General features: G+C 59.7%; 18 protein-coding genes. 9 read left to right on the top strand and 9 right to left on the bottom strand.

All coding sequences use genetic code 11. The features are described 5' to 3' along the window. The first annotated feature begins 47 nt into the window (after positions 1–47). Positions 48–1,937 carry an NAD-dependent epimerase/dehydratase family protein gene (locus ACMU_RS18780; RefSeq protein WP_051588248.1) on the top strand — a complete coding sequence of 630 codons (1,890 nt, stop codon included), beginning with the start codon at positions 48–50 and terminating at the stop codon, positions 1,935–1,937. On the opposite strand, the gene ACMU_RS10125 is transcribed toward ACMU_RS18780, so the two are convergent. The 4 genes from ACMU_RS10125 to ACMU_RS10110 all read right to left on the bottom strand — a co-directional run bounded on the left by ACMU_RS10125 (position 1,934) and on the right by ACMU_RS10110 (position 5,224). Beyond that, positions 1,934–2,671 carry an SDR family oxidoreductase gene (locus tag ACMU_RS10125; RefSeq protein WP_035259191.1) on the bottom strand — a complete coding sequence of 246 codons (738 nt, stop codon included), beginning with the start codon at positions 2,669–2,671 and terminating at the stop codon, positions 1,934–1,936. The two genes, ACMU_RS18780 and ACMU_RS10125, sit on opposite strands and share 4 nt — an antisense overlap. A gap of 4 nt (positions 2,672–2,675) precedes the next feature. Continuing rightward, positions 2,676–3,353, bottom strand: a complete 678-nt coding sequence (locus ACMU_RS18775; protein ID WP_051588247.1) for an SDR family NAD(P)-dependent oxidoreductase — start codon at positions 3,351–3,353, stop codon at positions 2,676–2,678. 22 nt (positions 3,354–3,375) lie between these two features. After that, the gene (locus ACMU_RS18770; protein WP_161635662.1) at positions 3,376–4,296 is read right to left on the bottom strand and encodes an alpha/beta hydrolase family esterase; all 921 of its coding nucleotides are present in this window, start codon (positions 4,294–4,296) and stop codon (positions 3,376–3,378) included. 157 nt (positions 4,297–4,453) lie between these two features. Further along, entirely contained in the window at positions 4,454–5,224 is a 771-nt protein-coding gene (locus ACMU_RS10110; protein WP_152544581.1) for a hypothetical protein, read from the bottom strand. A gap of 321 nt (positions 5,225–5,545) precedes the next feature. Here ACMU_RS10110 and ACMU_RS10105 point away from each other — a divergent pair, with 321 nt between their 5' ends. Next, the gene (locus ACMU_RS10105) at positions 5,546–8,236 is read left to right on the top strand and encodes an HlyD family secretion protein (RefSeq protein WP_161635661.1); all 2,691 of its coding nucleotides are present in this window, start codon (positions 5,546–5,548) and stop codon (positions 8,234–8,236) included. Between the two features lie 4 nt (positions 8,237–8,240). On the opposite strand, the gene ACMU_RS10100 is transcribed toward ACMU_RS10105, so the two are convergent. The 5 genes from ACMU_RS10100 to ACMU_RS10080 all read right to left on the bottom strand — a co-directional run bounded on the left by ACMU_RS10100 (position 8,241) and on the right by ACMU_RS10080 (position 13,050). After that, on the bottom strand, positions 8,241–8,819 hold the full coding sequence (locus ACMU_RS10100) for a sulfotransferase family protein (RefSeq protein WP_035259183.1): 579 nt from the start codon (positions 8,817–8,819) through the stop codon (positions 8,241–8,243). 162 nt (positions 8,820–8,981) lie between these two features. Then, entirely contained in the window at positions 8,982–9,632 is a 651-nt protein-coding gene (locus ACMU_RS19280) for a hypothetical protein (RefSeq protein WP_152544580.1), read from the bottom strand. Between the two features lie 100 nt (positions 9,633–9,732). Then, the gene (locus ACMU_RS10090) at positions 9,733–10,683 is read right to left on the bottom strand and encodes a glucokinase (protein WP_035259182.1); all 951 of its coding nucleotides are present in this window, start codon (positions 10,681–10,683) and stop codon (positions 9,733–9,735) included. 12 nt (positions 10,684–10,695) lie between these two features. Further along, positions 10,696–12,009, bottom strand: a complete 1,314-nt coding sequence (locus ACMU_RS10085; protein ID WP_035259177.1) for a GH1 family beta-glucosidase — start codon at positions 12,007–12,009, stop codon at positions 10,696–10,698. Between the two features lie 3 nt (positions 12,010–12,012). Beyond that, a complete protein-coding gene (locus tag ACMU_RS10080; RefSeq protein ID WP_035259176.1) occupies positions 12,013–13,050 on the bottom strand; it encodes a substrate-binding domain-containing protein in 1,038 nt (345 codons plus the stop codon). A gap of 228 nt (positions 13,051–13,278) precedes the next feature. On the opposite strand from ACMU_RS10080, the gene ACMU_RS10075 reads away from it, so the two are divergent. The 7 genes from ACMU_RS10075 (at position 13,279) to guaB (ending at position 22,081) form a co-directional block, all read left to right on the top strand. Continuing rightward, the gene (locus ACMU_RS10075) at positions 13,279–14,631 is read left to right on the top strand and encodes an ABC transporter substrate-binding protein (protein ID WP_035259174.1); all 1,353 of its coding nucleotides are present in this window, start codon (positions 13,279–13,281) and stop codon (positions 14,629–14,631) included. Between the two features lie 76 nt (positions 14,632–14,707). Beyond that, on the top strand, positions 14,708–15,700 hold the full coding sequence (locus ACMU_RS10070; RefSeq protein WP_035259171.1) for a carbohydrate ABC transporter permease: 993 nt from the start codon (positions 14,708–14,710) through the stop codon (positions 15,698–15,700). Next, positions 15,700–16,836, top strand: coding sequence for a carbohydrate ABC transporter permease (locus ACMU_RS10065; RefSeq protein WP_035259168.1), 1,137 nt, complete (start codon positions 15,700–15,702; stop codon positions 16,834–16,836). The genes ACMU_RS10070 and ACMU_RS10065 overlap by 1 nt, the downstream gene beginning before the upstream one ends. Positions 16,837–16,847: 11 nt before the next feature. Next, positions 16,848–18,425, top strand: coding sequence for an alpha-amylase family glycosyl hydrolase (locus tag ACMU_RS10060; protein WP_152544579.1), 1,578 nt, complete (start codon positions 16,848–16,850; stop codon positions 18,423–18,425). Continuing rightward, positions 18,418–19,524 carry an ABC transporter ATP-binding protein gene (locus tag ACMU_RS10055; protein ID WP_035259166.1) on the top strand — a complete coding sequence of 369 codons (1,107 nt, stop codon included), beginning with the start codon at positions 18,418–18,420 and terminating at the stop codon, positions 19,522–19,524. The genes ACMU_RS10060 and ACMU_RS10055 overlap by 8 nt, the downstream gene beginning before the upstream one ends. A 76-nt stretch (positions 19,525–19,600) precedes the next feature. Then, positions 19,601–20,560, top strand: a complete 960-nt coding sequence (locus ACMU_RS10050; RefSeq protein WP_051588243.1) for a TDT family transporter — start codon at positions 19,601–19,603, stop codon at positions 20,558–20,560. A 66-nt stretch (positions 20,561–20,626) separates the two neighbouring features. Next, positions 20,627–22,081 (top strand): IMP dehydrogenase, encoded by a 1,455-nt coding sequence (gene guaB / locus ACMU_RS10045; RefSeq protein WP_035259162.1) that lies wholly within the window; start codon positions 20,627–20,629, stop codon positions 22,079–22,081. The last annotated feature ends 3 nt before the right edge of the window (positions 22,082–22,084 follow it).

Raw genomic sequence — 22,084 nt, 5'->3', positions numbered from 1 at the left:
GACAAGAACAAGCGGGCAGTATTGCCCAGGACAAAAGGACAGCGTGAATGCGCGTTTTGGTAACTGACGCCACCGGACAGGTGGGCCACCGGGTCGTCACTCGGCTTTTGGCAGATCAGCATACCGTGTCAGGACTGGTCACCGGAGAGGTGCCAGGAAATGCCGACGACCTGACCTATACTGCTTGGCCGCGTGCTGACAAAGCCTTGGCGGGTTTACTGGCGGGTATCGATTGCGTCATTATCCCGGATCTTGCGGGCAGTTGGCCTGATGGTGTGTCCCTTGATCGGCTGACGGCATTGATTGGTGCCGCGGCCCAAAACGGCGTCAAGCGTGTGGTCGTTGTCGGTTCGACCAGGGTGTACCGAAAGGGTGGGATGTCGACAGCGACCGCTTTGGAAGGCAGCCCGCAGGTCGCGCGCGATGCCACCGACGACCCCTTGACGCGCGCGGCTCTGGGTCTTGAGGCCGCTTTGCGTGAGTTTGGCAATGACATCGATTGCGTTGCCATTCGCGTGCCTGAGGTGATCTCGCCTGAAAACGAGGCGGCGCAGGCCATGGTGCGCAGCATTATCGAGAAGGCAGCTTCTGAGGTATTGCCCGAGGTTTACCAACCTGTTGATGCCGATAACCTGGCAGAGACTTTGATTGTGGCAGCGCGTGCTCCGCGTGCGGTTGGGCATGCCATCAATGTCGCAGGTCCGCTTGCGGCTGCTCATGACGATGTTGTTCGAGAAGTTCGGCGTCTTGCTGCGATTTTGCAGGAATTCCAGCCATCCGAGGTGTTCAAACGCCCTGACTATGCGCCTGCACCACTTGCATGGGCAACGGACCGGTCGCGCAGCCTTCTGCCGAAGGTCCCGGCCAAGCTGGTTTGGACAAACCTGGCCGAAGTAACCCAACAGGTCATTCACCAATGGCGTGACAGCGGGCGTCTTGCCCCCAAGGAATTTGCGATGTCGCCTGCCAAGAAGGCGATTGAATACCGTGAAACGCCGCTGAAAGGGCGTGTTGCCGTGGTGACCGGGGCAACCGACGGGATTGGGCGCGCGACGGCGCTGATGTTGGCGCAAATGGGTGCAAAAGTTATCTGCACGGGGCGCAACAAGGTCGCGGGCAAAGAGCTGATCGCACAGATGCGGGCCGACAAACGCATGGTCGCCGGGCGGTTTATCGCGGCTGATCTGACGATTCAGGCACAGGTCCATGCGTTGGCCGACAAGGTTATCGAGATTGCGCCTAAGATTGATATACTGATCAACAATGCCGGCGCTGCCTATGGCGCGCGCACGGAGACGGTGGATGGGGTAGAGGCTACATTGGCGCTGAATGCCGTGGCGCCGTTCCTTTTGACACAACTTTTGTCGGAACAATTGAAGGCGGCCGATGCTGCACGTGTTGTCAATGTCAGTTCCGACGCCCACCGGCGGGGATTGCAGGGGCTGCAGGATCTGCAGAGCACGCAGGACTACGAGCCGATGATGGCATATGCCACATCCAAGTTGGCCGGTGTTTTGTTGTCGCGGGCGTTGGCGGAACAGCTGAAAAATGCCGAAAGCACGGTTTCGATCCATATGGTCCACCCCGGCGACGTGCGAACCGACATCGAAACGAAAAACGGTCTGAATGCAGGTGTGCCCGACGATCTGGGCCCGCAGGCCAAGCAACGGATGAACACCATCCGCGAAGCGCGGCGGATGCAGTTGATCTCGCCCGAAGAGGCCGCCGCTTATGTGGTGAACGTTGCTATGTCGCCAGAATTCGCGGGCAAAAACGGTCTTTATGTCAGTAAGGCCGAGGTTGATCAGGTTTATAACACCGGCAGCGTTTCCCAAACGGCGTGGCAGGTCTGGGCGCAATGCGCCGAACTGGCCGGGATCGAGGACGCGAATGGCAACGATGCTGCCTTGCCTGCGGAAGCACCCGAAACCGCCTAAATGGTGTTCAGGGCCTGTTCGCGATGCTGCGGATTGTCCCACGACAGGCTGGCGCCGTTGATGTCCCAGGGCGATTGCATCGCCGCCCATACGAAAAGGCTGGCCATGCGTTCTGGCGTTTCGACCTGGGCGTTTTGCAACGCGTTGCCGCGCGCTTTGCGGAAGGCTTCCAGACCGTCAGTGGCGGTGATGCCGGGATAGACCAGCGCTGCACCAACGCCTGAGCCATTCAACTCGGCCGCCAATTGATGCACCAGCATGTGGGCACCTGCGCGCGCTGCACCATAAGCCCCCATGCCGGCATTCACGTTGTCGCCAAAATAGGAGGTGGCAAAGAACAATGCCCCTTTGTTGCGTTCCAGCATGGGCGGCAAACACGCACGCGCAATGTTGGCAGGGCCATTCAGGTTGGTTGCAATGACATCCGAGGCGACAGAGGGGGGCAACTCCCAGACCGGTCGGTCCAGGGGGCCGGTAAACGCGGCGAAGTTGATCACGGTGTCAATCTGTTTGTGCTTTTCGATCACCGCGTCGACAGCGGTTTGGACCGAACGCGCATCCGCGACGTCCGCATCGTAAACGTCGGCCTTCCCGCCCATTTCAGTACCAAGTGTCTCCAGCTGTTCTTTGTTGCGCGCGGCCACACAAACGGTTGCGCCTTTGCGTGCAAGAGCCATGGCACAGGCTGCGCCAATGCCTTTGCTGGCACCGAACAGAAGGAAGACATGGCTCATCGGATTACCACGGGACGAAGTTCCCCTGATAGTCGATGAACGTGCCGCAATGCTGCGGTCCCAACCCATCGACAACCCAACGGATGCCTGCGGCGCTTTCTTGCGGAGAGGTCCGCCCGCCGGCGCCGCCCATCTCGGTTGCAACCCAACCCGGGTTCATCGCCATGCCGATGATACCGTTATATGCCCATTCGTCCGCGTATTGACGAATGGCGTCGTTCAAGGCGGCCTTGGACTGGCCATAATCGGTGCGCGGCTCGCCCCGCATGCGGCTTCCGGCCGAGGACGAGATGAACACCATTTTGCCCATCGGGGCCGCAAGAACGTTCTGATAGACCGCTTGCGCAATCTCCATCGGGGCGCGGGTGTTGATGGCGAACACCTTGTCGCGGTCGATGGCCTCGCCTCCGCCGCCAAGCCCGCCAACACGGTCAAACGTGGCCGCACAGACCAGCAGAACGTCCAAAGCCGTTTCCCCCAACGCGGAGGCCAACCCGGCAATCTGCGCGTCGTTCTGCAGGTCCAGAGGGTGCAGGATTGGTCGCACCGGCATATCAGCCAACCCTTCGGGCAAATCTCCGCTGCGGGTTGTCCCGTGCACGACCCAGCCGTCGGCCAGATATTGCCGGGCAAGTTCCAGACCAATCCCGCGATTGATCCCGATAATCAGAATGGTTGGCATGAATGCGTTCTTGTCACTTTTGTTATAGATGTTCTTTGAAGTAGTCGAAAATGGCTTGCGAGCCACTAATGTCGGTGCGGCCCGGTCCAAATTTACGCCCAAGGAAGTTATCGCCAGCTTCGGCGCCCGGCCAGATGTGGCCAAGGTCTTGGACCACGCACAGAGTGATCTCGTGCCCATTGCAGTCGATAATCGGGCAACTGGTTTTCAACGTCGCGACCATCTCGCTGCGATTTGCGGTGGCGCTGCACGCGGAACGACCTGCCACAAGCGACACGGTGTCTGCTGCCGCCATTTGCTGGCGTTGATTAAAGGCTTTGATCGCACTTGATCCCCCCAGAACGGGGGCCGAGGCATCTTTTTCGCCGTGGATATGCAAGACGGGAACATGGCCATCGGCGCAATCAAGGAACTTGTAGGCCGAACCAAACGGCGCAATCGCCTCGACAAGGTCAGGGCGTTTACAGGCGATGTGGTAGGCCATGATCGCACCGTTAGAGAAGCCGGTCACATAGGCCTTGGAGCGGATGCGGTTGCCGGTCTTGCTGCGAAAATCATCCATCAAAGCTTCGACAAAGCCAATGTCGTTCACATTGCGTTTCATGGCCTGACCACAGCATTCACCGGCGTTCCAGGTGCGGCGGATGCCATCGGGATAGATGATGATGAACTTGTTGGCGTCTTCCAGCGTGTGGAACTTGGTGGTTTTTTCCATGTACTCGCCATCGGCAAGACCGGGGTGAAGGACAAACATGACAGGCCAGTCGTCGCGGCTTGCCAAGTTGTCTGGAAAATACGCGATGTACGAGCGTTTCAACCCGTCCACAAAGACCGAGCTTTCAATCCGCTCGCCTGCAGTTGCAAGCGCGGGTGCCAGAGCCAAAGTTGCCGCGATTGCGAAACGGCGCAAAATACGTGAGATGCCGGGGAGTTTCATAGCCATCGTTTTCCTGCCTCTACCGCCCCTAAGGGTCGGGCTTAGTTTACACATACCGGCAGGGTGCTGACCATGCTGCGCTTGCTTCTATTGGCAGTTTTTTGCACGCGGCCATCCCTTGCCGATAGGTTGGATGTGGCAACTGGCGGCGTGATAGCCAATATCAAACCCTCAGTGCCTCGGGATCATAGTCGCCAAAGGCTGGGTAGTTTGACCGCACAAATGGCTGAAATGTTTCCTTTTTTAGCGTATCGAGGTCCCCGTTCAGCCCATGCAGCAATGTGCCGTCACGCAGGGTTATGGCAGCCAGCGTAACGTGGCGCCCGCGTTGGTAGACACCGGTTTGGACATGGGGAAAACCGGCGACATGTTCGGCATGGTTCAGATCAACCGGGCTGGTGGCGACCACGAATTGGCGCAACAGCTGAACCCGGTTTGGGTGCCGGCGGATGATGTCGTGGCAGGACAGAAACGCAGGATCCTTGCCGGTCTCTTCAAAGTGGTGGGATATGTCGTCGTAAACCCCTTCCCACAGCTCACCTCCGTCCGGATCGGCCCCAAGTTTAGCGTTCAGGTATGTGACGGGTGACACGACATGTATGTCGTCCACTCCCAGCATATGTCCCAGAACGATGGCTGCGTATCCACCGGACGAATGGCCGGTAAACGTGACGCGCGAAGGGGAAATCCGGCCGACGACAAACCGTAAGAAATCGGCAGTTTCATTCATGTCCTGGGACAGGCCGGGAACCCCATCGTGAAAGAACAGGTCGGTCGGGCCGGTGCGAAGGAACAATCGTTGCTGGCGCATGTCCTTGGTGGCATCAAGGAAATCGAAATTTTTGCGACGCGACGCCACGCGGGAACTGAACAGAACCACCAAGTGATCTTTGTCGCCGTCGACCATAAGTGCGCCGTCTGCGAAGTGATCCATCATCATGAGCTTTTCTTGGTTCAAAAAAATTGAAGTGGTTGTACAGATTTTGGTGGTAATTGCGCAATAAGAAACAGGCGTTTGTGCGTTTTTGTGGGGGTGCTGACCCGCCGATGATGAAAACCTGGACACATTGGCTTGCAGGAAGCCAAAGTGTTTCGGTTGGGCTATGCGTTGCGCAAAAGCGCGCGATCGTAGATTATGGTGCCGAACGGACAACAGGCCGTCCGGTTTATTTGCGGGAATATCCATATGGCTGCGCAAAACGCGGCAAAAAAACCAGATGGGGCAGAGCAGAAGTCCTATCGATTGAACCCGAAGGTGACGCTGACCAAGCCCGGCAAGAATGACGGTAAGGTTACAGCCTTTGTGAAGCATTCCGAGAACGGCCGGCTTTGGAAGTTGGGCGCGGAAGAGTTGTTTCTTTTGACCGAGCTTGACCGCGGGCAAGACCCTGCAGTTATTGCCAGCGACTTCCAGAAGCAATTCGGCAAAAGCGTCAAGTCGTCTGTCGTTACCGGATTTGCCCGGCAAATGCTGGGCGCGGGGGTTCTGAAGCAGGTGGCTGAAACCGATGTTCCACCAAGCCCTGCCGCAAAAACACCCAAACCAGCCGCGACAGACGAAGACACGCCAGAAGAAAGCCGCGAGTCCGATGACGACATGGCGCAGCTTGAAGATCTGGTTTTCAACGAAGACCCGACGGGCGACGCGCCCAAGGACGCCGAGGCCAAGGCCAAGAAGCCAAAGGGGCCCAAACCTGACGGCGCGCCCAAGACACGTCTGTTTGGTGGCGGCAAGAAGGCTGCGGCACCATCTGGGTTGGCTGACCCATCGATTGCAAATCGTGACGTGAAGTTTGAACGCGGCGGTTTTTCAGCGGATGAGCCTTTGAAAATGCCGGGGCTGCTGCATTTGTTCGACCCCTCGGCATTGCTTCGGGGATTGAACGGCGTTTTTGGTTTCTGGTCCTACGTGTCGTGGTTGCTGTACCCCTTGGTGTTGTTCGCGATCCTGGTCGTGTTGCAGCGGCCGTTGGAATTCATGCTGGGTCTGGCCGAAAGCCGCGAGCTTTTTTCGCGCATCGGTTTCCTTGTAATCTCCTTCTTCACCGTGAATCTGTTCACGACCCTGGTCACCGGCGTCGTGGCACACAGGCAAGGGGCCGAGATCAAGAGTTTCGGCCTGATCTTTCTGTTATTCGTGCTGCCGCGATTTGCGATTGATCAGCTGAGCGTTTACCGGCTTGAAAAGCAAGGAAAGCTGGCGTTCTTTGCGGCGGGGCTGAAGGCGCGCCTGTTCCTGTTTGGCTTTTCAACCGTGATCTGGGTTGTCATGCGCCAATCCGGCACGATAATCCCGGACCTTGCGGTGGCCATCTCGTTGATTTCGGCATTTTCCTTCCTTTTGATGGCGCTTCCGCTTTTGCAAGGGGACGGATACCGTTGGCTGTCGACCTACTATGACCAGCCGATGCTGCGGCAGCGGTCTTTTGCCTACCTGCTGGGCCAATCGGAGAAGATGAACGAACATTTCGGCGTGCCAACGCGGGCCGAGAAATGGGCGTTTGCTTCCTATGGGTTAGGGGCGGTTCTGGTCACTGGCATGATCGCGGGCCTGTTGTTGGTTGTTGTGACCCGTGCGCTTGAGGGGCGCTTTGGCGGGACGGGTGTTGTCATGCTTGCGGTGCTGATTGCCGTCGCGCTGACATGGATGGCCGTGATGAAACGCAACCAGAAAGCGGCCGGCGAGGCGCTGGTAAAGGCAGAGATCGCCGACAAGATTGCCGAACATCAAGCCGCGCGTGGCAGGAGTGAAAGTACAGAACTTGTTCCCGTTGATCGCCCGCGTGGTCAGCTGATCCCGCAGGGGCAGCGCACCGGTACGGCAATTGCGCGACCTGCAGCCACGGCGGTTGGCATGCCGCGGCAAGGTGGTGGGCGACAGTTAAGCGGCGTCTATGCAGATGACGCTCCTGTTGCGCCGACACGATGGTTCTTGCGGTTGATTGCCGTGGGCGCATTGACTGCGTTTTGTTATGCCGCGTTCCTGCCGTACAGCTATGATGTTGGGGGCGACTTCACGATCCTGCCTGATGCCCGATCAAGCGTCAGCGCGCGTGTGGCCGGTGAACTGATTGAAATCAACGTGGCCGAAGGCGAGGTGGTCGAAGCTGGACAGGTTTTGGCGCGTTTGTCCGAAGCGCAACCCCGGCTGATGGTTGCCACCGCCGAGGCGGACTTGGCAAGCGCACGCAACCGTCTGCAACAATTGTTGGATGGCCCGCCCGAGGAAGATGTTCAGGTGGCGCGCGAGCAGGTTCGCACGGCAGAATTGGCCCTGCCATTTGCCGAAGGTCAGGCAGAGCGTGCCGAGAACCTGCTGTCACGGGGTGCGATTTCGACCGCAGAGGCAGAGCGTTTTCAGCGTGCGTTTATCGAGGCTCAGCAGGCGCTGAACTCGGCCAATGCCAATCTTGAAAGTGTCCTGGCGCCGGCCACTGCGTCGGAAATAGCCATTGCCGAGGCCGAGATTGAACGGATCAATGCGCAGTTGGAGTTCGCGCAGCTTGCCTTGGAGTCGGTGGAAATCCGGGCACCTGTCGCGGGGCGCGTGGTGACAGAAAACGTGGCGCTGATCCTGGGGACGTTCCTTGATGTTGGCGACCTGTTTGTCGAAATCGAAGACCACAAGATTGCACGGGCAGAGGTGTCCGTGTCGGAAACCGATATCGGGCTGGTAAAAGTTGGCGACACGGTGCGCCTGAAAGCTTGGGCCACCTCCGAGGAAGAACGCACCGGGCAAGTGATTGCCCTGGCACCGCTGGCCGAAGATCTGGACCTTGGCCGCGTTGTGCGTGTGAAAACACAATTCGAGAATACCGGTGGTTTTTACCGGCCTGGCATGACCGGGTTCGCCAAGATCGACGGTGCGGAAATGCCCGCGTGGCAGGCATTTACCAGGTTGTTCGACAGGTTCTTCCGGATCGAAGTCTGGGGTTGGATCCCCTGAACAATCAGGCGCGGTTGCGATAAAGGTTGGGGTCCACGACCTCGGCCATTGCGCGGGTGTTCATTGGGCCGCCAAGGAATTCGGCAATCTCGCGCGCAACACCTTCGGGCGCCGACACCACGCGGCCATAATCCGCATAAAAAATCCGGATATTGCGTTGCGCCTCGGCCCAGCGACGAAACTCGATCACTTCGGTTTGAAACAGCTGCAGCAAAATGTCGCGACCAATCGCGTCTGGATCCAGCCCATCGCGGCGCATCATCGTTTCCTGACTGGCCAGAACCTCTTCCAGGTCTCGCTGCATGAAGATAATGCGATAGTCGACATTGGCCGGCAGATCATAAACGAGTTTATAGATCACCTTGACCGACTGACCACGGGCCCCGGCAACCCAGCTGTCATCCTCTTTCAGCGCTTTGACCGGCTCAAATTCGTAGTATCCCTTGGGATTGTCTTCATTTGCCTCGCGCAAACCATCGACGACCGGATCAATTCCGCCGGCTTCAAGCATACGCATCATCATGGACGTGCCTGAACGCGGAAGGCCGGACACCACGGTTACGAAGTCGGAAAAGCTGCTCATGAAATGTCCTTTCGGCGCAATTGGTTGCTTTTCGCACATACAGCGAAACCATATGGCATTCCAAGGGCCGATTTTCCTCGCGTCATGCGGGAATTGTTGAGACAGCGGACCGACTGGTGTATTCCATGTTCAAAGATTTTTTTGACAATTAGAGGGATCGATTTAATGGCGGATGAGGATAAGGCCACGGAATCGCAAGAAACTGAAGCGCAGGCCGAAGAAAATTCGAGCGTACCGGCGGCGCAAACGGGTGGCCAATTTGGCGGTGGCCAGGGGCAATTCGGAGGACAACAAGGCGGCTTTGGCGGCGGTCAGCAGGGTCGCTTCGGTCAGCAAGGCGGCGGCTTTGGTGGCGGTCAGCAGGGCCGTTTCGGCCAGCAGGGCGGTGGTTTCGGCGGTCAGCAGGGCCGTTTCGGCCAGCAGGGCGGTGGTTTCGGTGGCGGTCAGCAGGGTCGCTTCGGTCAGCAAGGCGGCGGCTTTGGTGGCGGTCAGCAGGGTCGCTTCGGTCAGCAAGGCGGCGGCTTTGGTGGCGGTCAGCAGGGCCGTTTCGGTCAGCAAGGCGGCGGCTTTGGTGGCGGTCAGCAGGGTCGCTTCGGTCAGCAAGGCGGCGGCTTTGGTGGCGGTCAGCAGGGTCGCTTCGGCCAGCAGGGCGGCGGCATTGGCCAAGGCCGCTTTGGTGGCGGTCAGCAGCAAGGTGGTGGCGCATTTGGTGGCGCAGGCGGTCGTTTCGGCGGTGCCGGCGCATCCTTTGGTGCGGCAACGCGTCAGGAACCCGCGACACAAGGCCAGCAGCCTTCGGAAAACGCACCGCAAGGTGGTTGGGCCAACTGGCGGCAAGACTCCGACGATCAGGAAAGCTGATCAACACACCAACGCAGATTGTTTGGCAGCGCCCCCGGTGGGCGCTGTTTTGCTATCTGTGTTGCAGCAAACACTCTGCGCAACCGGTAAGCGCGGCATAGTCGTCATCGATCAGAAAGACCGGAAAATCCTGCATAAACTCGGCAAACCTACCTTTTGCCCGAAACGCGTCGGCAAAGCCGCCCTGGTCGAGATAGGGGGCCACGATCCTCGACATGCCCCCACAAAAGTAGATCCCACCCTTCGGCAAGAAGCAAAGCGCCAAATCTCCGGCGACACGGCCTAATAGCTGGGCGAACATGGCCATGGCTTCTTTCGCAATCGCGTCCTCGCCATCGGCAAGAAGGCGCGTGAGTTCCTTTCCATCCGCAGGTCTGTTTTGCCCGTTTTGCCCGGCGACGAAACGGTAGACGTTGCCCAATCCGCGCCCCGACAGTGCCTCTTCGACCGCCGCGAACCCGGTATCCGCAGCCAACGCCCGGACCAGCGCCAATTCAGTGGAATCCTGAACGGGCAATGTTTGGTGACCCGCTTCGGCAGGGGCCACGATCAGCGTGTCACCGGACCGAAAGACAGGCGCGATGTTGAACCCTGTTCCTACCCCAATCACCAGCCTTGTGGCCGCAGTGGAAACCTGACCGGGGATCAGCGCTTGCAGTGCCGAATCCGAAAGGTGGTCCAGTGCAAAACCCTGCGCCTGCAGGTCGTTTACGACCAACGCTGGAGCGCCGCCTGCCAGGGCGCTTAGCGGTTCCGGTGCGATGGTCCAGTTCAGGTTTGTCAGACTGCCACGCCCATCGCTGACCGGACCGGCGATGGCAACGCATACCCCCGAAAGAGGGCCGGGTTGCTGCGCGCCCAGATAGGTATGCAGGATCGGCTCGAGCCCTTCAAAATCCGCGTTGCGGAATCGCTGAATGCTGTCGGCCTGCAATGCGCGCCCTTTTGCCAAAGCCACACGTGTATTGGTGCCACCGATATCGGCAACAAGGGCCATGGTCATGCGAATGCCTCCTCAGTCTCGGGCAAGCGCCCGTTTGACCGCGTGATAGGACGCTTTCGGGGTGCGCTTCAAGCTGTCGAAGTCCACATGAATCAGCCCGAACCTTTTTTCATAGCCCAAAGCCCACTCATAATTGTCCAGCAGCGACCAGATGAAGTAGCCTCGGACGTTAGCGCCATCATCAATCGCGCGAATCACTTCGGCCAGATGGGCGGTCAGATAGGCGCTGCGTGCATCGTCCGGTTGATCTGGTTGGTCCGGGTTTGCCATACCGTTCTCGGTCACAAATAACGGCAGGTCGCCGGTATATTCGCCCGCCATGGTCAGGAAGTGATGCAGACCTTCCGGGTACACCTCCCACTCCATCTGCGTCTTGGGCAGCGAGCCGGGGACCTCGTGATGATGGGGCCACGGGCCGTCATTGGGTGCGATGATCTTGCGCGTATAATAATTCAATCCAACCCAATCCAAAGGCGCCTGGATCGTGCCAAAATCGTCTTGCCAGCCGGAGGGCAGGTGCGGTGCAAAACCGGTTAGCACCTCGTCCGGGTAGGTGCCGCGAAAAAGGCCGCTGAGGAAAAACCGGTTGTAATAGGCGTCATAGGTCGCCGCGGCCTGATGAGCGGCGGGGCTGTCATCCACCGGTTGGGCATATTCGAAATTACACACCGCGCCCAGGTTCGACATGCCCAGCCCGCGCATCACCTCGATCGCGCGCCCATGGGCCAGCAACACATGGTGCATGGCGTGCGCGGTGGCCCGGATATCGCGCAAACCCGGGGCGTGCTGGCCCAGGAAATGGCTAAGCCATCCCACGCACCACGGCTCGTTGATCGGCGCGGCCGACCAGACACGGTCCCCCAGCCGGGCCATCACCACCTCGGTGAAATCGGCAAACCAATTGGCGATATCACGGTTGCGCCAGCCGCCTTTGTCAGCCAGTGCAACAGGCAGTTCCCAATGATAAAGCGTTGCAGCCGGCTTCAGGCCACGTTCCAGCATGCCGTCGACAAGCCGGTCATAGAAATCCAGCCCTTCGTCGTTCACCGGACCGGTCCCTTCGGGCAAGACGCGTGCCCAGGAGGTGGAAAACCGGTAGACGTCGAAATTTGCCTTCGCCATCAGGTCCAAGTCTTCCGGCCAGCGATGATAATGGTCGCAGGCGCGCGCGCCGTCTTCTGCACGAACGACATTGCCGGGTGTAGCCGCAAACGTGTCCCAATGGGTCGGGCCGGCGCCGCCATGGGCGTGGCCTTCGATTTGATAGCTCGACGTGGCAGCCCCAAAGAGAAAATCCTTGGGGAAATCGGCGCGGGTAAACTCCATGGCTCAACCTTTTGACGGTGGGGGGGCTGTGGATTGGCCAAGCGTCAGCTCAGCCTCCAGCAACCGGTTCTCTGGGTCGCTGAACGGGTGCGAGATTTGGGTCAGCAACATGTCGGCGGCCTGTCGTCCAGCCTCGCGCACCGACGAGCGCGTGGCGGTGAACATGGGCACATCCACCCCGTCCGAGTTCTTGAAATAGCTCAGGTCGTCGTCATGTGCGATGACGGACACGTCGCGCCCCATGACCAGCCCGCGTTCCTCGATAGCGCGGCGCACGCCCATGGCCGAGATCATGGACGAGACAAGGAACGCCGTCGGCGGGTTATCCATATCCAGCATGGCACGGGCGGAATGGTGGCCGTTGATCTCGGTCATTTCTGCAGCTTCCATCATGGCCGGGTCGGGGGTTATGCCCCGGTCGATCAGGTTCGACACATACCCATCGCGACGGCGCAGCGCGAAATCCATATGTTCGAGGCCATTGATCAGGGCGACGCGGCGATGGCCCAGATCGCACAGAAACCCGGTGGCGCGTGAAAAGGCGCGGCGGTTGTTGATATCCAGCCAGGAATAGGGGCCGGTTTCGCCCGAGGACCGGCCATGCACCACGAAGGGCAGGCCGATTTCGCGCAGTAGCGGGATGCGCGGTTCGTTCGCCAGCGGTGCGTGCACGATCAGCCCGTCCACATTGCGTTTGGCGGCAAGCTCGCGGAAGGCGTGCTCTTGATCGTCGTCGGCGACCAGCGACAGGTGCATGTCATATCCGGCCTTGGCATAGCTTTCGCCAGCACCGGCAAGGAAGTCTGCGAAAACGGGGTTCACCATTTCATGCTTGGTCGAAATCGGAATGACATGCCCAATGGCCATGGCCCGCCCGGTCGCCAGCGCCTTGGCCCGCGTGTTGGGGCGATAGTTATGCGCAGCAGCTGCGGCCTGAACCTTGCGGCGCGTCGCCTCGGACACCTCGGGATACCCGTTCAGCGCGCGGCTGACGGTGGTCTGGGACAGGCCCAGAATGTCCGAGAGTTCTTTCAGGTTCATCTGGTGATTCTCAAAGCGCTTTCAAAATTTGAAGCTCAGCTTAGCGGCGCAATTCGCGCCGGTCAAAGGGGGAAATCGCCAATTTATTAAGAAAATGGTGGCGCTAACGGATTTTTGCGCCGCCTGTTGACTCAAGGAGGGGAATCCGGCACCCTGAGTTTGTCAAAGCGCTTTGGAGAATTTGGCGCTGGATGAACCCCGCCATGTTGGCGGAACTGGGAGGTTGTCATGAAGAACACTTATCTGGCCGGTGCGGCAGCGCTGGCGCTTGCTGCTGGCACGGCGTACGCCGATGGGCACCTGGCCTTTGCGCCGGGCTCGGGCGATTTTAGCTGGGACAGCTATGAGGCGCTGAAATCCATGGATCTCAGCGGCGAAACCGTATCGGTCTTTGGCCCGTGGCTGGGCCCGGACAAGGAACTGGTGGAAAGCGTCATCGCCTATTTCGAAGAGGCCACCGGCGCCAATGTCGAATACTCGGGCTCGGACAGCTTTGAGCAGCAGATCCGCATCGATACCGAAGCCGGCTCGCCGCCGAATGTCGCGGTTTTCCCGCAGCCGGGCCTGGCCGCCGACCTGGCCGCCAAGGGGCTGTTGGTGCCGCTGGCGGATGGCACCGCCGATTGGGTGCGCGAAAACTATGCCGCGGGCCAAAGCTGGGTGGATCTGGGCACCTATGCCGACGAAAACGGCGCCGATCAGCTGTATGGCTTTTTTTACAAGGTCGATGTGAAATCGCTGGTCTGGTACAGCCCCGAGAACTTTGAAGACGCCGGCTACGATGTGCCGGAAACCATGGAAGACCTGAAGGCGCTGACCGATCAGATCGTCGCCGATGGCGAAACCCCGTGGTGCATCGGTCTGGGATCGGGCGGTGCGACCGGCTGGCCGGCGACCGACTGGGTTGAAGACCTGATGCTGCGTACCCAAAGCCCGGCGGATTACGACGCCTGGGTGGCCAACGATCTGAAATTCACTGACCCCAAAGTGGTTGGCGCGATTGAAGAATTTGGCGCCTTTGCCCGCAATGACGCCTATGTGGCCGGTGGGGCCGGGGCTGTTGCCTCGACCGATTTCCGCGATGCACCCAAGGGCCTCTTTGCCTCGCCGCCGCAATGCTACATGCACCGTCAGGCCAGCTTTATCCCCGCCTTCTTCCCTGAGGGCACCGTGGTGGGCGAAGACGCCGATTTCTTCTACTTCCCGGCTTATGCGGGCAAGGATCTGGGTAAACCGGTTCTGGGTGCGGGCACTTTGTTCGCCATCACCAAGGACAGCAAAGGCACCCGTGCGTTCATGGAGTACCTGCAAAGCGAAATTGCGCACGAGATCTGGATGGCCCAGAAGGGTTTCCTGACCCCGCATAACGGCGTGAACACCGGTGTCTTCACCGACCCGACCGTGGCCAAGATGAACGACATTCTGCTGAATGCAGATACGTTCCGCTTTGACGGCTCGGACCTGATGCCCGGCGCGATTGGCGCGGGCGTGTTCTGGACCGGAATGGTCGATTACGCCGGTGGCAAAGATGCCGCCGCCGTGGCCGCCGACATTCAGAGCACCTGGGACAACCTGAACTAACCTCCACTCGTGAACAGGCCCCGTCCGGCGCGTCCGGGCGGGGCCAACCCGTAACCCCCGACAACAAGGAGCGGACATGGAACAGCTGCTGTACGCATCTGCCACGATCATCGTCGGTGTCTTTGGCTGCGTGGCCTATTTCTATGGCTCGAACCTGTTGCTGGATGTGGCGCTGCCACCGCGCGGGGAAAAGGCCGGGCGCAATATCAACCTGTCAAACATGATCCGCCCGTGGCTGTTTTTAGGGCCCGCCGTGGCCTTGTTGGGCCTCTACCTCGTGTATCCGGTGATCCGGTCGATTGATCTGTCGTTCCGTGACGCATCGGGTGATGCATGGGTGGGGCTGGACAATTACCGTTGGATGCTGAGCGACGCGAAATTCTATGAATCGCTGATCAACAATTTCTGGTGGCTGATCGTGGTGCCTGCGGCCTCGACCTTTTTCGGGCTGATCGCCGCCACCCTGACCGACCGGATCAAATGGGGCAACCTGGCGAAATCGCTGATTTTTATGCCGATGGCGATCTCGTTCGTGGGCGCCTCGGTGATCTGGAAGTTTGTCTATGATTATCGTGGTACCGGCGGTGACGAGATCGGCATTATCAATGCCATCCTTGTGGGTCTGGGCGGGCAACCGCAGGCCTGGATCACGCTGGAGCCGTGGAACAGCTTTTTCCTGATGATCATCCTGATCTGGATTCAGACCGGCTTTGCCATGGTGATCCTATCGGCCGCGCTGCGTGGCATCCCCGAAGAGACGATCGAGGCGTCGATCCTGGACGGTGCCAACCCGTGGCAGATCTTTTGGAAGATCAAGGTGCCGCAGATTTGGGGCACCATCGCGGTGGTCTGGACGACGATCACCATCCTTGTACTGAAAGTGTTCGACATCGTGCTGGCCATGACCAACGGGCAATGGGGCAGCCAGGTTCTGGCGAACCTGATGTTTGACTGGATGTTCCGCGCCGGTGACTTTGGCCGCGCCTCGACCGTGGCGCTGGTGATCATGGTGCTGGTGACCCCGATCATGGTCTGGAACATTCGCAACGCCCGGCGGGAGATGGTCTGATGGATAACATAGCCGGACAGAAATCCGCCCTGGGCTGGGCCGTGAACATCGCGGTGGTGGCGCTGGTGCTGCTGTGGACGATCCCGACCATCGGGTTGCTGGTGTCGTCCTTCCGCGACCGCGACCAGATCTCGACCACCGGCTGGTGGCGCGCGCTGACCGCGTCCGAGCAGAACGTGATTGTCCGTTCAGCCCCACCCGATGCGCAGGTGGCCGAGGGCGACCTGTGGGTGATCGCAGGCAATATCTTTGAGGATGGCGAGGGCGAGGTGACCGCTTTTGGCGTAACCTCGCGGGCGCCCACGGCCTTGACCCCCGGGACCGTTGGAGAGATGTCCAAGGACCGCACCATGACGGTGGACGCGTCGGGCAATTACCGCATCACGTCGCCGGTAGAGTTTTCGGGCAGCCGCGGCACACGCATTTTCGCCACAACGCTCACGCCGCCGCAATTCACGCTGGCAAACTATGACCGCGTGCTGTTTTCCGAGGGTATTTTCCGAAGCTTTATCAATACCTTCACGGTGACAATTCCGGCAACGGTTATCCCGATCCTGATCGCCGCCTTCGCCGCCTATGCGCTGGCCTGGATGGAGTTTCCAGGCCGTGCCTTGCTGATTGCGGCGGTTGTCGGTCTGCTGGTTGTGCCGTTGCAAATGGCACTGATCCCGCTGCTGAAGCTGCATAACCAGATCGGCATCGGCAAGGATTACCTTGGCATCTGGCTGGCCCATACCGGGTTCGGGTTGCCATTGGCGATCTATCTGCTGCGCAACTATATCGCCGGGTTGCCGCGCGAGATCATCGAAAGCGCGCGTGTCGATGGCGCCACCGATTTCGAGATCTTCCGGCGCATCATCCTGCCCCTCAGCTTCCCGGCGCTGGCCAGTTTCGCGATTTTTCAGTTCCTCTGGGTCTGGAACGACCTGCTGGTGGCCACGGTGTTCCTTGGCAATAACGAAGAGCAGCTGGTGATGACGGGCCGCCTGCGCGAGCTTTTGGGCTCGCGCGGTGGAGATTGGGAAATTCTGGCCGCCAGTGCCTTCGTGTCCATCGCGGTACCTCTGGTGGTGTTCTTTACAATGCAACGATACCTGGTGCGCGGCCTGCTGGCCGGCTCGGTCAAAGGCGGATAAGCGGGATGAAGATGGAAAGCCTTCAAAAACAATTGGGTGGCGACGCGAACTGGTGGCGCGGGGCGGTGATATACCAAGTCTATCCGCGCAGTTTCCAGGACAGCACCGGGGATGGTATCGGCGATCTGGCGGGCATCACGCAGCGGCTGGACCATATTGCCAGCCTGGGGGTGGACGCGGTGTGGATCTCGCCGTTTTTCACCTCGCCGATGAAGGATTACGGCTATGACGTCAGCGATTATTGCGACGTGGATCCGATGTTCGGCACGCTGGCGGATTTTGACGCGCTGATTGCGCGGGCGCATGAACTGAACCTGCGGGTGATGATCGACCTTGTGCTCAGCCACACGTCGGATCAACATGCATGGTTTGGCGAAAGCCGGGCGGATCGCGACAATGACAAGGCCAATTGGTATGTTTGGGCTGACCCCAAGCCTGATGGCACCCCGCCCAACAACTGGCTGTCGATCTTTGGCGGCCCCGCCTGGCAATGGGACAGCCGCCGGCAGCAATATTACCTGCATAACTTCCTGACATCGCAGCCCGATCTGAACTTCCACGAACCGCAGGTGCAGGAGGCGCTGCTGGACGTGGCGCGGTTCTGGCTGGCGCGCGGGGTGGATGGGTTCCGGCTGGACACGATCAACTTCTACGTCCATGACGACCAGCTGCGCGATAACCCGGCATTGCCGGTCGAGCGGCGCAATGCCTCGATCGCGCCGATGGTGAACCCGTATAACCACCAGGAACACATCTACTCGAAGAACCGACCGGAAAATATTGATTTCCTGCGCAAACTTCGTGCCGAGATGGCACCGTTCGGTGCCGCCGCGGTGGGCGAGGTTGGCGATGCCCTGAGAGGGCTGGAGATTATGGGCCAGTACACCGCTGGCGATGATCTGATGCAGATGTGTTACGCGTTTGAGCTGTTGTCGGGCACCCAGCCCGACGCCGCGCGGATCCGCGATGTGATGGAGCACGTGGCCGATGTGGCCGCCGATGGCTGGGCCTGTTGGGCGTTTTCGAACCACGATGTGCAACGCCATGTCTCGCGCTGGAACCTGTCGGATGCCGGGGCGCGCTGTTTCATCACGCTGTTGATGTGCCTGCGCGGGTCTGCCTGTATCTATCAGGGCGAGGAGCTGGGCCTGAGCGAGGCCGAGATTGATTTTGACGACCTGCAAGATCCTTATGGCATTGAATTCTGGCCGGAATTCAAGGGCCGCGACGGTTGCCGCACGCCGATGGTCTGGACTGCTGACAATGGCAATGGTGGCTTTTCGGACGGCAAGCCCTGGCTGCCCGTTGCAGCCGAGCACCTGAGCCGCGCCGCAAACCGCCAAGAGGCTGATCCGCAGGCGCTGATCCACCATTATCGCGCGGCGATCGCCCTGCGCAAAACGCATCCTGCGCTGGCCAAGGGCACGCTGGAAGATATGCGCGTCGAGGGCAGCGTGTTGCGGTTCACCCGCCGGTTTGAAGGGCAGGAAATGCATTGCGCGTTTAACCTGAGCGATACCGCGCAAACCATTGAAAATGAAACGCTTGCTGCCTGGCAGGCCAATGTGACGGAGGGCGCTAATGGCTGATCTGAAGCTGACGGATGTAGGCAAGGCATATGGTGGCACGGTTGAGGTGCTGCGCGACATCAACCTGGACATCAAGGCCGGAGAGCTGATCGTGTTCGTGGGCCCGTCCGGCTGCGGCAAGTCAACCTTGTTGCGCATGATTGCCGGGTTGGAAAAGATCACGGCCGGTACGTTCGAGATTGACGGTGCGGTGATGAACGATGTGCCGCCCAGCCAGCGCGGCATTGCGATGGTGTTCCAAAGTTACGCATTGTACCCGCATATGACCGTGCGCGAGAACATGTCCTTCGCTCTACGCATCGCAAAGAAAGGCCAGCAAGAGATTGATAAGGCGGTGGAAAATGCCGCGCGTATTCTGCAACTGACCGAGTATCTGGACCGTCTGCCCAAGGCGTTGTCGGGTGGTCAACGGCAGCGAGTGGCCATTGGCCGGGCGATTGTCCGCGATCCCAAGGTTTACCTGTTTGACGAGCCACTTTCCAATCTCGACGCCGCTTTGCGCGTGGCCACGCGGATCGAGATCGCACAACTGAAGGAAAGCATGCCCGACAGCACCATGATCTATGTGACGCATGATCAGGTGGAGGCGATGACCCTGGCCACCCGCATCGTGGTGCTGGCCAATAAGGGTATCGCACAGGTTGGTACACCACTGGAGCTGTATGAAACCCCGCAGAACGAGTTCGTGGCGCAGTTCATTGGCTCGCCTGCGATGAACCTTCTGGCGGGCGAGGTGGTTGAGACAGGCGAGACCACGGTTGTGCGCGTAGAATCGGGCAAGGGTCTGATCCGGTCCAATGTGCCCACGCATCCCGAGGATAAGGGATTGGCCGTCAATGTTGGCATCCGCCCCGAGGATATGGTGGCCGCCGAGGGTGAAGACTATGCCTTTGCCGACACGGTTTCGATTGTCGAAGCACTGGGTGAGGTCACGCAGCTGTACTTTGACGCACCAAGTTCCAGCAAAGATACAGACACAGTGATTGCCAAACTGCCGGGCATCCATGCCGACTTGCGAGGCCAGCAGATGAAGCTGACGGCGAACCCGGCCAAGGTACACCTGTTCGCGGATGGCAAGTCTCTGCTCTATCGCACATAATCTGCGGCGATTGGCGCATCGTACTGCGCACAAAAATGCGGCAGGTTGCAGGCAGTTGTCCTAAATGAGGCCGCCTATGCAACGCACCGGATTCGCAACGCAAACACCGCCGGCGCTGTTCCCGTCGATTTTTGGGGGGCTGGGCCTTGGTTTGGCATGGCACCGCGCTGTGGATGTCTTCGGCATTTCACGTGGCGTGGGTGATATGCTCTTTGGCATGGCCGTGGCGCTTTTTGCCTTTAGCCTTTTTGCCTACGTCGTAAAGGTTGCCCGCCGTCCGGGTGTGTTGATGGACGAGATGCCGGTTCTTCCGGGCCGGGCGGGGATGACGGCGCTGATATTGTGTTTCTACCTGACGTCGGCTGGGCTAGTGCCCATTGCGCCGAGAATTGCGATTTTGCTTCTGTCTGTTGGATTGGTTGGCCATTTTGGGTTTCTGGTCCTGTTTGCCATATGGTGGCGCGGTGCTCCGGCTGAGGCGCGCGGTCTGAACCCCAGTTGGCACTTGCATTTTGTCGGTTTCATTTTGGCGGATCTGTCGTTGATCCCCTTGGGGTTCCAGGGGCTTGCGCTGATCATCTTCTGGATTACGCTGCCGATCGCGGTGGCCATCTGGGCACTCAGCGCCTGGCAATTGACCCGCAACGTTCCTCCTGCGCCTTTGCGGCCAATGCTAGCCATACATTTGGCCCCTGTCAGCCTGATGGGCACCAATGCCCTGCTGCTTGGATATCTGCCGTTGGCGCTGGTTTTTGTTGGCTTTGGCTGGCTGGTGCTTGTCGGGCTGCTGATTTGTACCCGCTGGATCACCACTGCCGGGTTCAGCCCACTTTGGGGGGCGTTCACCTTCCCCTTGGCGGCGTTTGCTTCGCTTAACCTGCTGCTGGCTGCAGCTTTGCAATCAGGCGGTTTGCGCGTTGCGGGGGGGGTATTGCTGGTGGCGGCAACGTTGGTTGTGGTCCCGATCCTTGCCAAAGTCATGCAGGCCTGGGCTAAGGGCGGGCTGGGGGTGAAAACCAACGCGGCGCGCGTTTAGGGCTTTCCTTTCGCCCCGGCCCATGAGATAGGGAAGCGCCAAACGAACACTCCCAAGGAGGCTCCCATGGAGATTCGCGAGGCTCTTACCTTCGACGACGTTCTGCTGGTTCCAGGCGCCAGTTCTGTCCTGCCGTCCACAGCGGATACGGCCACCCGTGTGACCAAATCGATCCGCTTGAACATTCCGCTGCTCAGCTCGGCTATGGACACCGTGACCGAGGCACGCATGGCCATCGCCATGGCACAGGCCGGCGGTATGGGCGTGGTGCACCGTAATTTGTCGGTGGAAGAACAGTCGCGCGAAGTGCGCCGTGTGAAACGGTTCGAAAGCGGTGTTGTCTATAACCCGATCACATTGACGCCTGACCAAACCCTCGCCGACGCCAAGGCATTGATCGAACGCTATAACTTTACCGGGTTTCCCGTGATCGACGAGGCGCGACGTGTTGTGGGTATTGTCACAAACCGCGACATGCGGTTTGCCAGCGATGACAGCACACCGGTCAGCGTGATGATGAGCTCGGACAACCTTGCGATCCTGCGTGAGCCTGTTGATCGGGGTGAGGCGTTGAGCTTGATGAAGGCGCGGCGGATCGAAAAGCTGTTGATCACGGATGGCGAGGGCAAGCTAACCGGCCTTCTGACGCTGAAAGACACCGAACAATCGGTTTTGAACCCGCAGGCATGTAAGGACGATCTGGGCCGTTTACGGGTGGCTGCGGCCACCACGGTGGGCGACGCCGGGTTCGAACGCTCTGAGGCGCTGGTGGATGCGGGCTGTGACCTGATCGTGATCGACACCGCGCATGGCCATTCCGAAGGGGTTGCCCAAGCGGTGGAGCGGGCCAAGCGCCTGTCGAACGAGGTGCAGGTCGTGGCCGGCAACGTGGCCACGGGCGAGGCAACGCGCGCGCTGATCGGCGCGGGCGCGGATGCGGTGAAGGTGGGGATCGGGCCGGGCTCGATCTGCACCACGCGCATGGTCGCCGGTGTCGGGGTTCCACAGCTGACGGCGATCATGGATTGCGCCGCTGCCGCGCGCGAGACCGGAGTGCCGGTTATTGCCGATGGTGGCATCAAATTCTCGGGCGATTTCGCCAAGGCGATTGCCGCCGGGGCCTCGTGTGCCATGGTGGGCAGCATGATCGCCGGAACGGATGAAAGCCCTGGCGAGGTGATCCTGTACCAGGGCCGGTCCTTTAAATCCTATCGTGGTATGGGCAGCATGGGCGCCATGGCGCGCGGTTCGGCCGACCGTTATTTCCAGAAGGACGCGGCGACCGACAAACTGGTGCCCGAAGGGATCGAAGGGCAGGTGCCGTACAAGGGCTCGGCCGGTGCGGTGGTTCATCAGTTGGTGGGCGGTTTGCGGGCGGCCATGGGCTATACCGGCTGCGCGACGGTCGACGAGATGCGGCAGAACTGCAATTTCGTGAAGATCACTGGGGCGGGGCTAAAGGAAAGCCATGTGCACGATGTGCAGATCACTCGCGAAAGCCCCAACTACCGGGTCATGTAACCA

Source organism: Actibacterium mucosum KCTC 23349 (genome assembly GCF_000647975.1).
GTDB lineage: Bacteria > Pseudomonadota > Alphaproteobacteria > Rhodobacterales > Rhodobacteraceae > Actibacterium > Actibacterium mucosum.
The sequence above is the reverse complement of the archived record's forward strand: the minus strand, read 5'-3'. Positions and strand labels throughout refer to the sequence as shown.

Bases quoted from the DNA above. Each gene is read 5' to 3' on its own strand.
- guaB (WP_035259162.1), top strand. From the start codon at position 20,627: ATGGAGATTCGCGAGGCTCTTACCTTCGACGACGTTCTGCTGGTTCCA.
- ACMU_RS10060 (WP_152544579.1), top strand. From the start codon at position 16,848: ATGGAAAGCCTTCAAAAACAATTGGGTGGCGACGCGAACTGGTGGCGC.
- ACMU_RS10100 (WP_035259183.1), bottom strand. From the start codon at position 8,819: ATGAGCAGCTTTTCCGACTTCGTAACCGTGGTGTCCGGCCTTCCGCGT.
- ACMU_RS18775 (WP_051588247.1), bottom strand. From the start codon at position 3,353: ATGCCAACCATTCTGATTATCGGGATCAATCGCGGGATTGGTCTGGAA.
- ACMU_RS10055 (WP_035259166.1), top strand. From the start codon at position 18,418: ATGGCTGATCTGAAGCTGACGGATGTAGGCAAGGCATATGGTGGCACG.
- ACMU_RS10075 (WP_035259174.1), top strand. From the start codon at position 13,279: ATGAAGAACACTTATCTGGCCGGTGCGGCAGCGCTGGCGCTTGCTGCT.
- ACMU_RS10110 (WP_152544581.1), bottom strand. From the start codon at position 5,224: ATGGATCACTTCGCAGACGGCGCACTTATGGTCGACGGCGACAAAGAT.
- ACMU_RS10090 (WP_035259182.1), bottom strand. From the start codon at position 10,683: ATGACCATGGCCCTTGTTGCCGATATCGGTGGCACCAATACACGTGTG.
- ACMU_RS10070 (WP_035259171.1), top strand. From the start codon at position 14,708: ATGGAACAGCTGCTGTACGCATCTGCCACGATCATCGTCGGTGTCTTT.
- ACMU_RS10065 (WP_035259168.1), top strand. From the start codon at position 15,700: ATGGATAACATAGCCGGACAGAAATCCGCCCTGGGCTGGGCCGTGAAC.
- ACMU_RS18770 (WP_161635662.1), bottom strand. From the start codon at position 4,296: ATGGCTATGAAACTCCCCGGCATCTCACGTATTTTGCGCCGTTTCGCA.
- ACMU_RS10125 (WP_035259191.1), bottom strand. From the start codon at position 2,671: ATGAGCCATGTCTTCCTTCTGTTCGGTGCCAGCAAAGGCATTGGCGCA.
- ACMU_RS10050 (WP_051588243.1), top strand. From the start codon at position 19,601: ATGCAACGCACCGGATTCGCAACGCAAACACCGCCGGCGCTGTTCCCG.
- ACMU_RS10085 (WP_035259177.1), bottom strand. From the start codon at position 12,009: ATGGAGTTTACCCGCGCCGATTTCCCCAAGGATTTTCTCTTTGGGGCT.
- ACMU_RS18780 (WP_051588248.1), top strand. From the start codon at position 48: ATGCGCGTTTTGGTAACTGACGCCACCGGACAGGTGGGCCACCGGGTC.
- ACMU_RS10080 (WP_035259176.1), bottom strand. From the start codon at position 13,050: ATGAACCTGAAAGAACTCTCGGACATTCTGGGCCTGTCCCAGACCACC.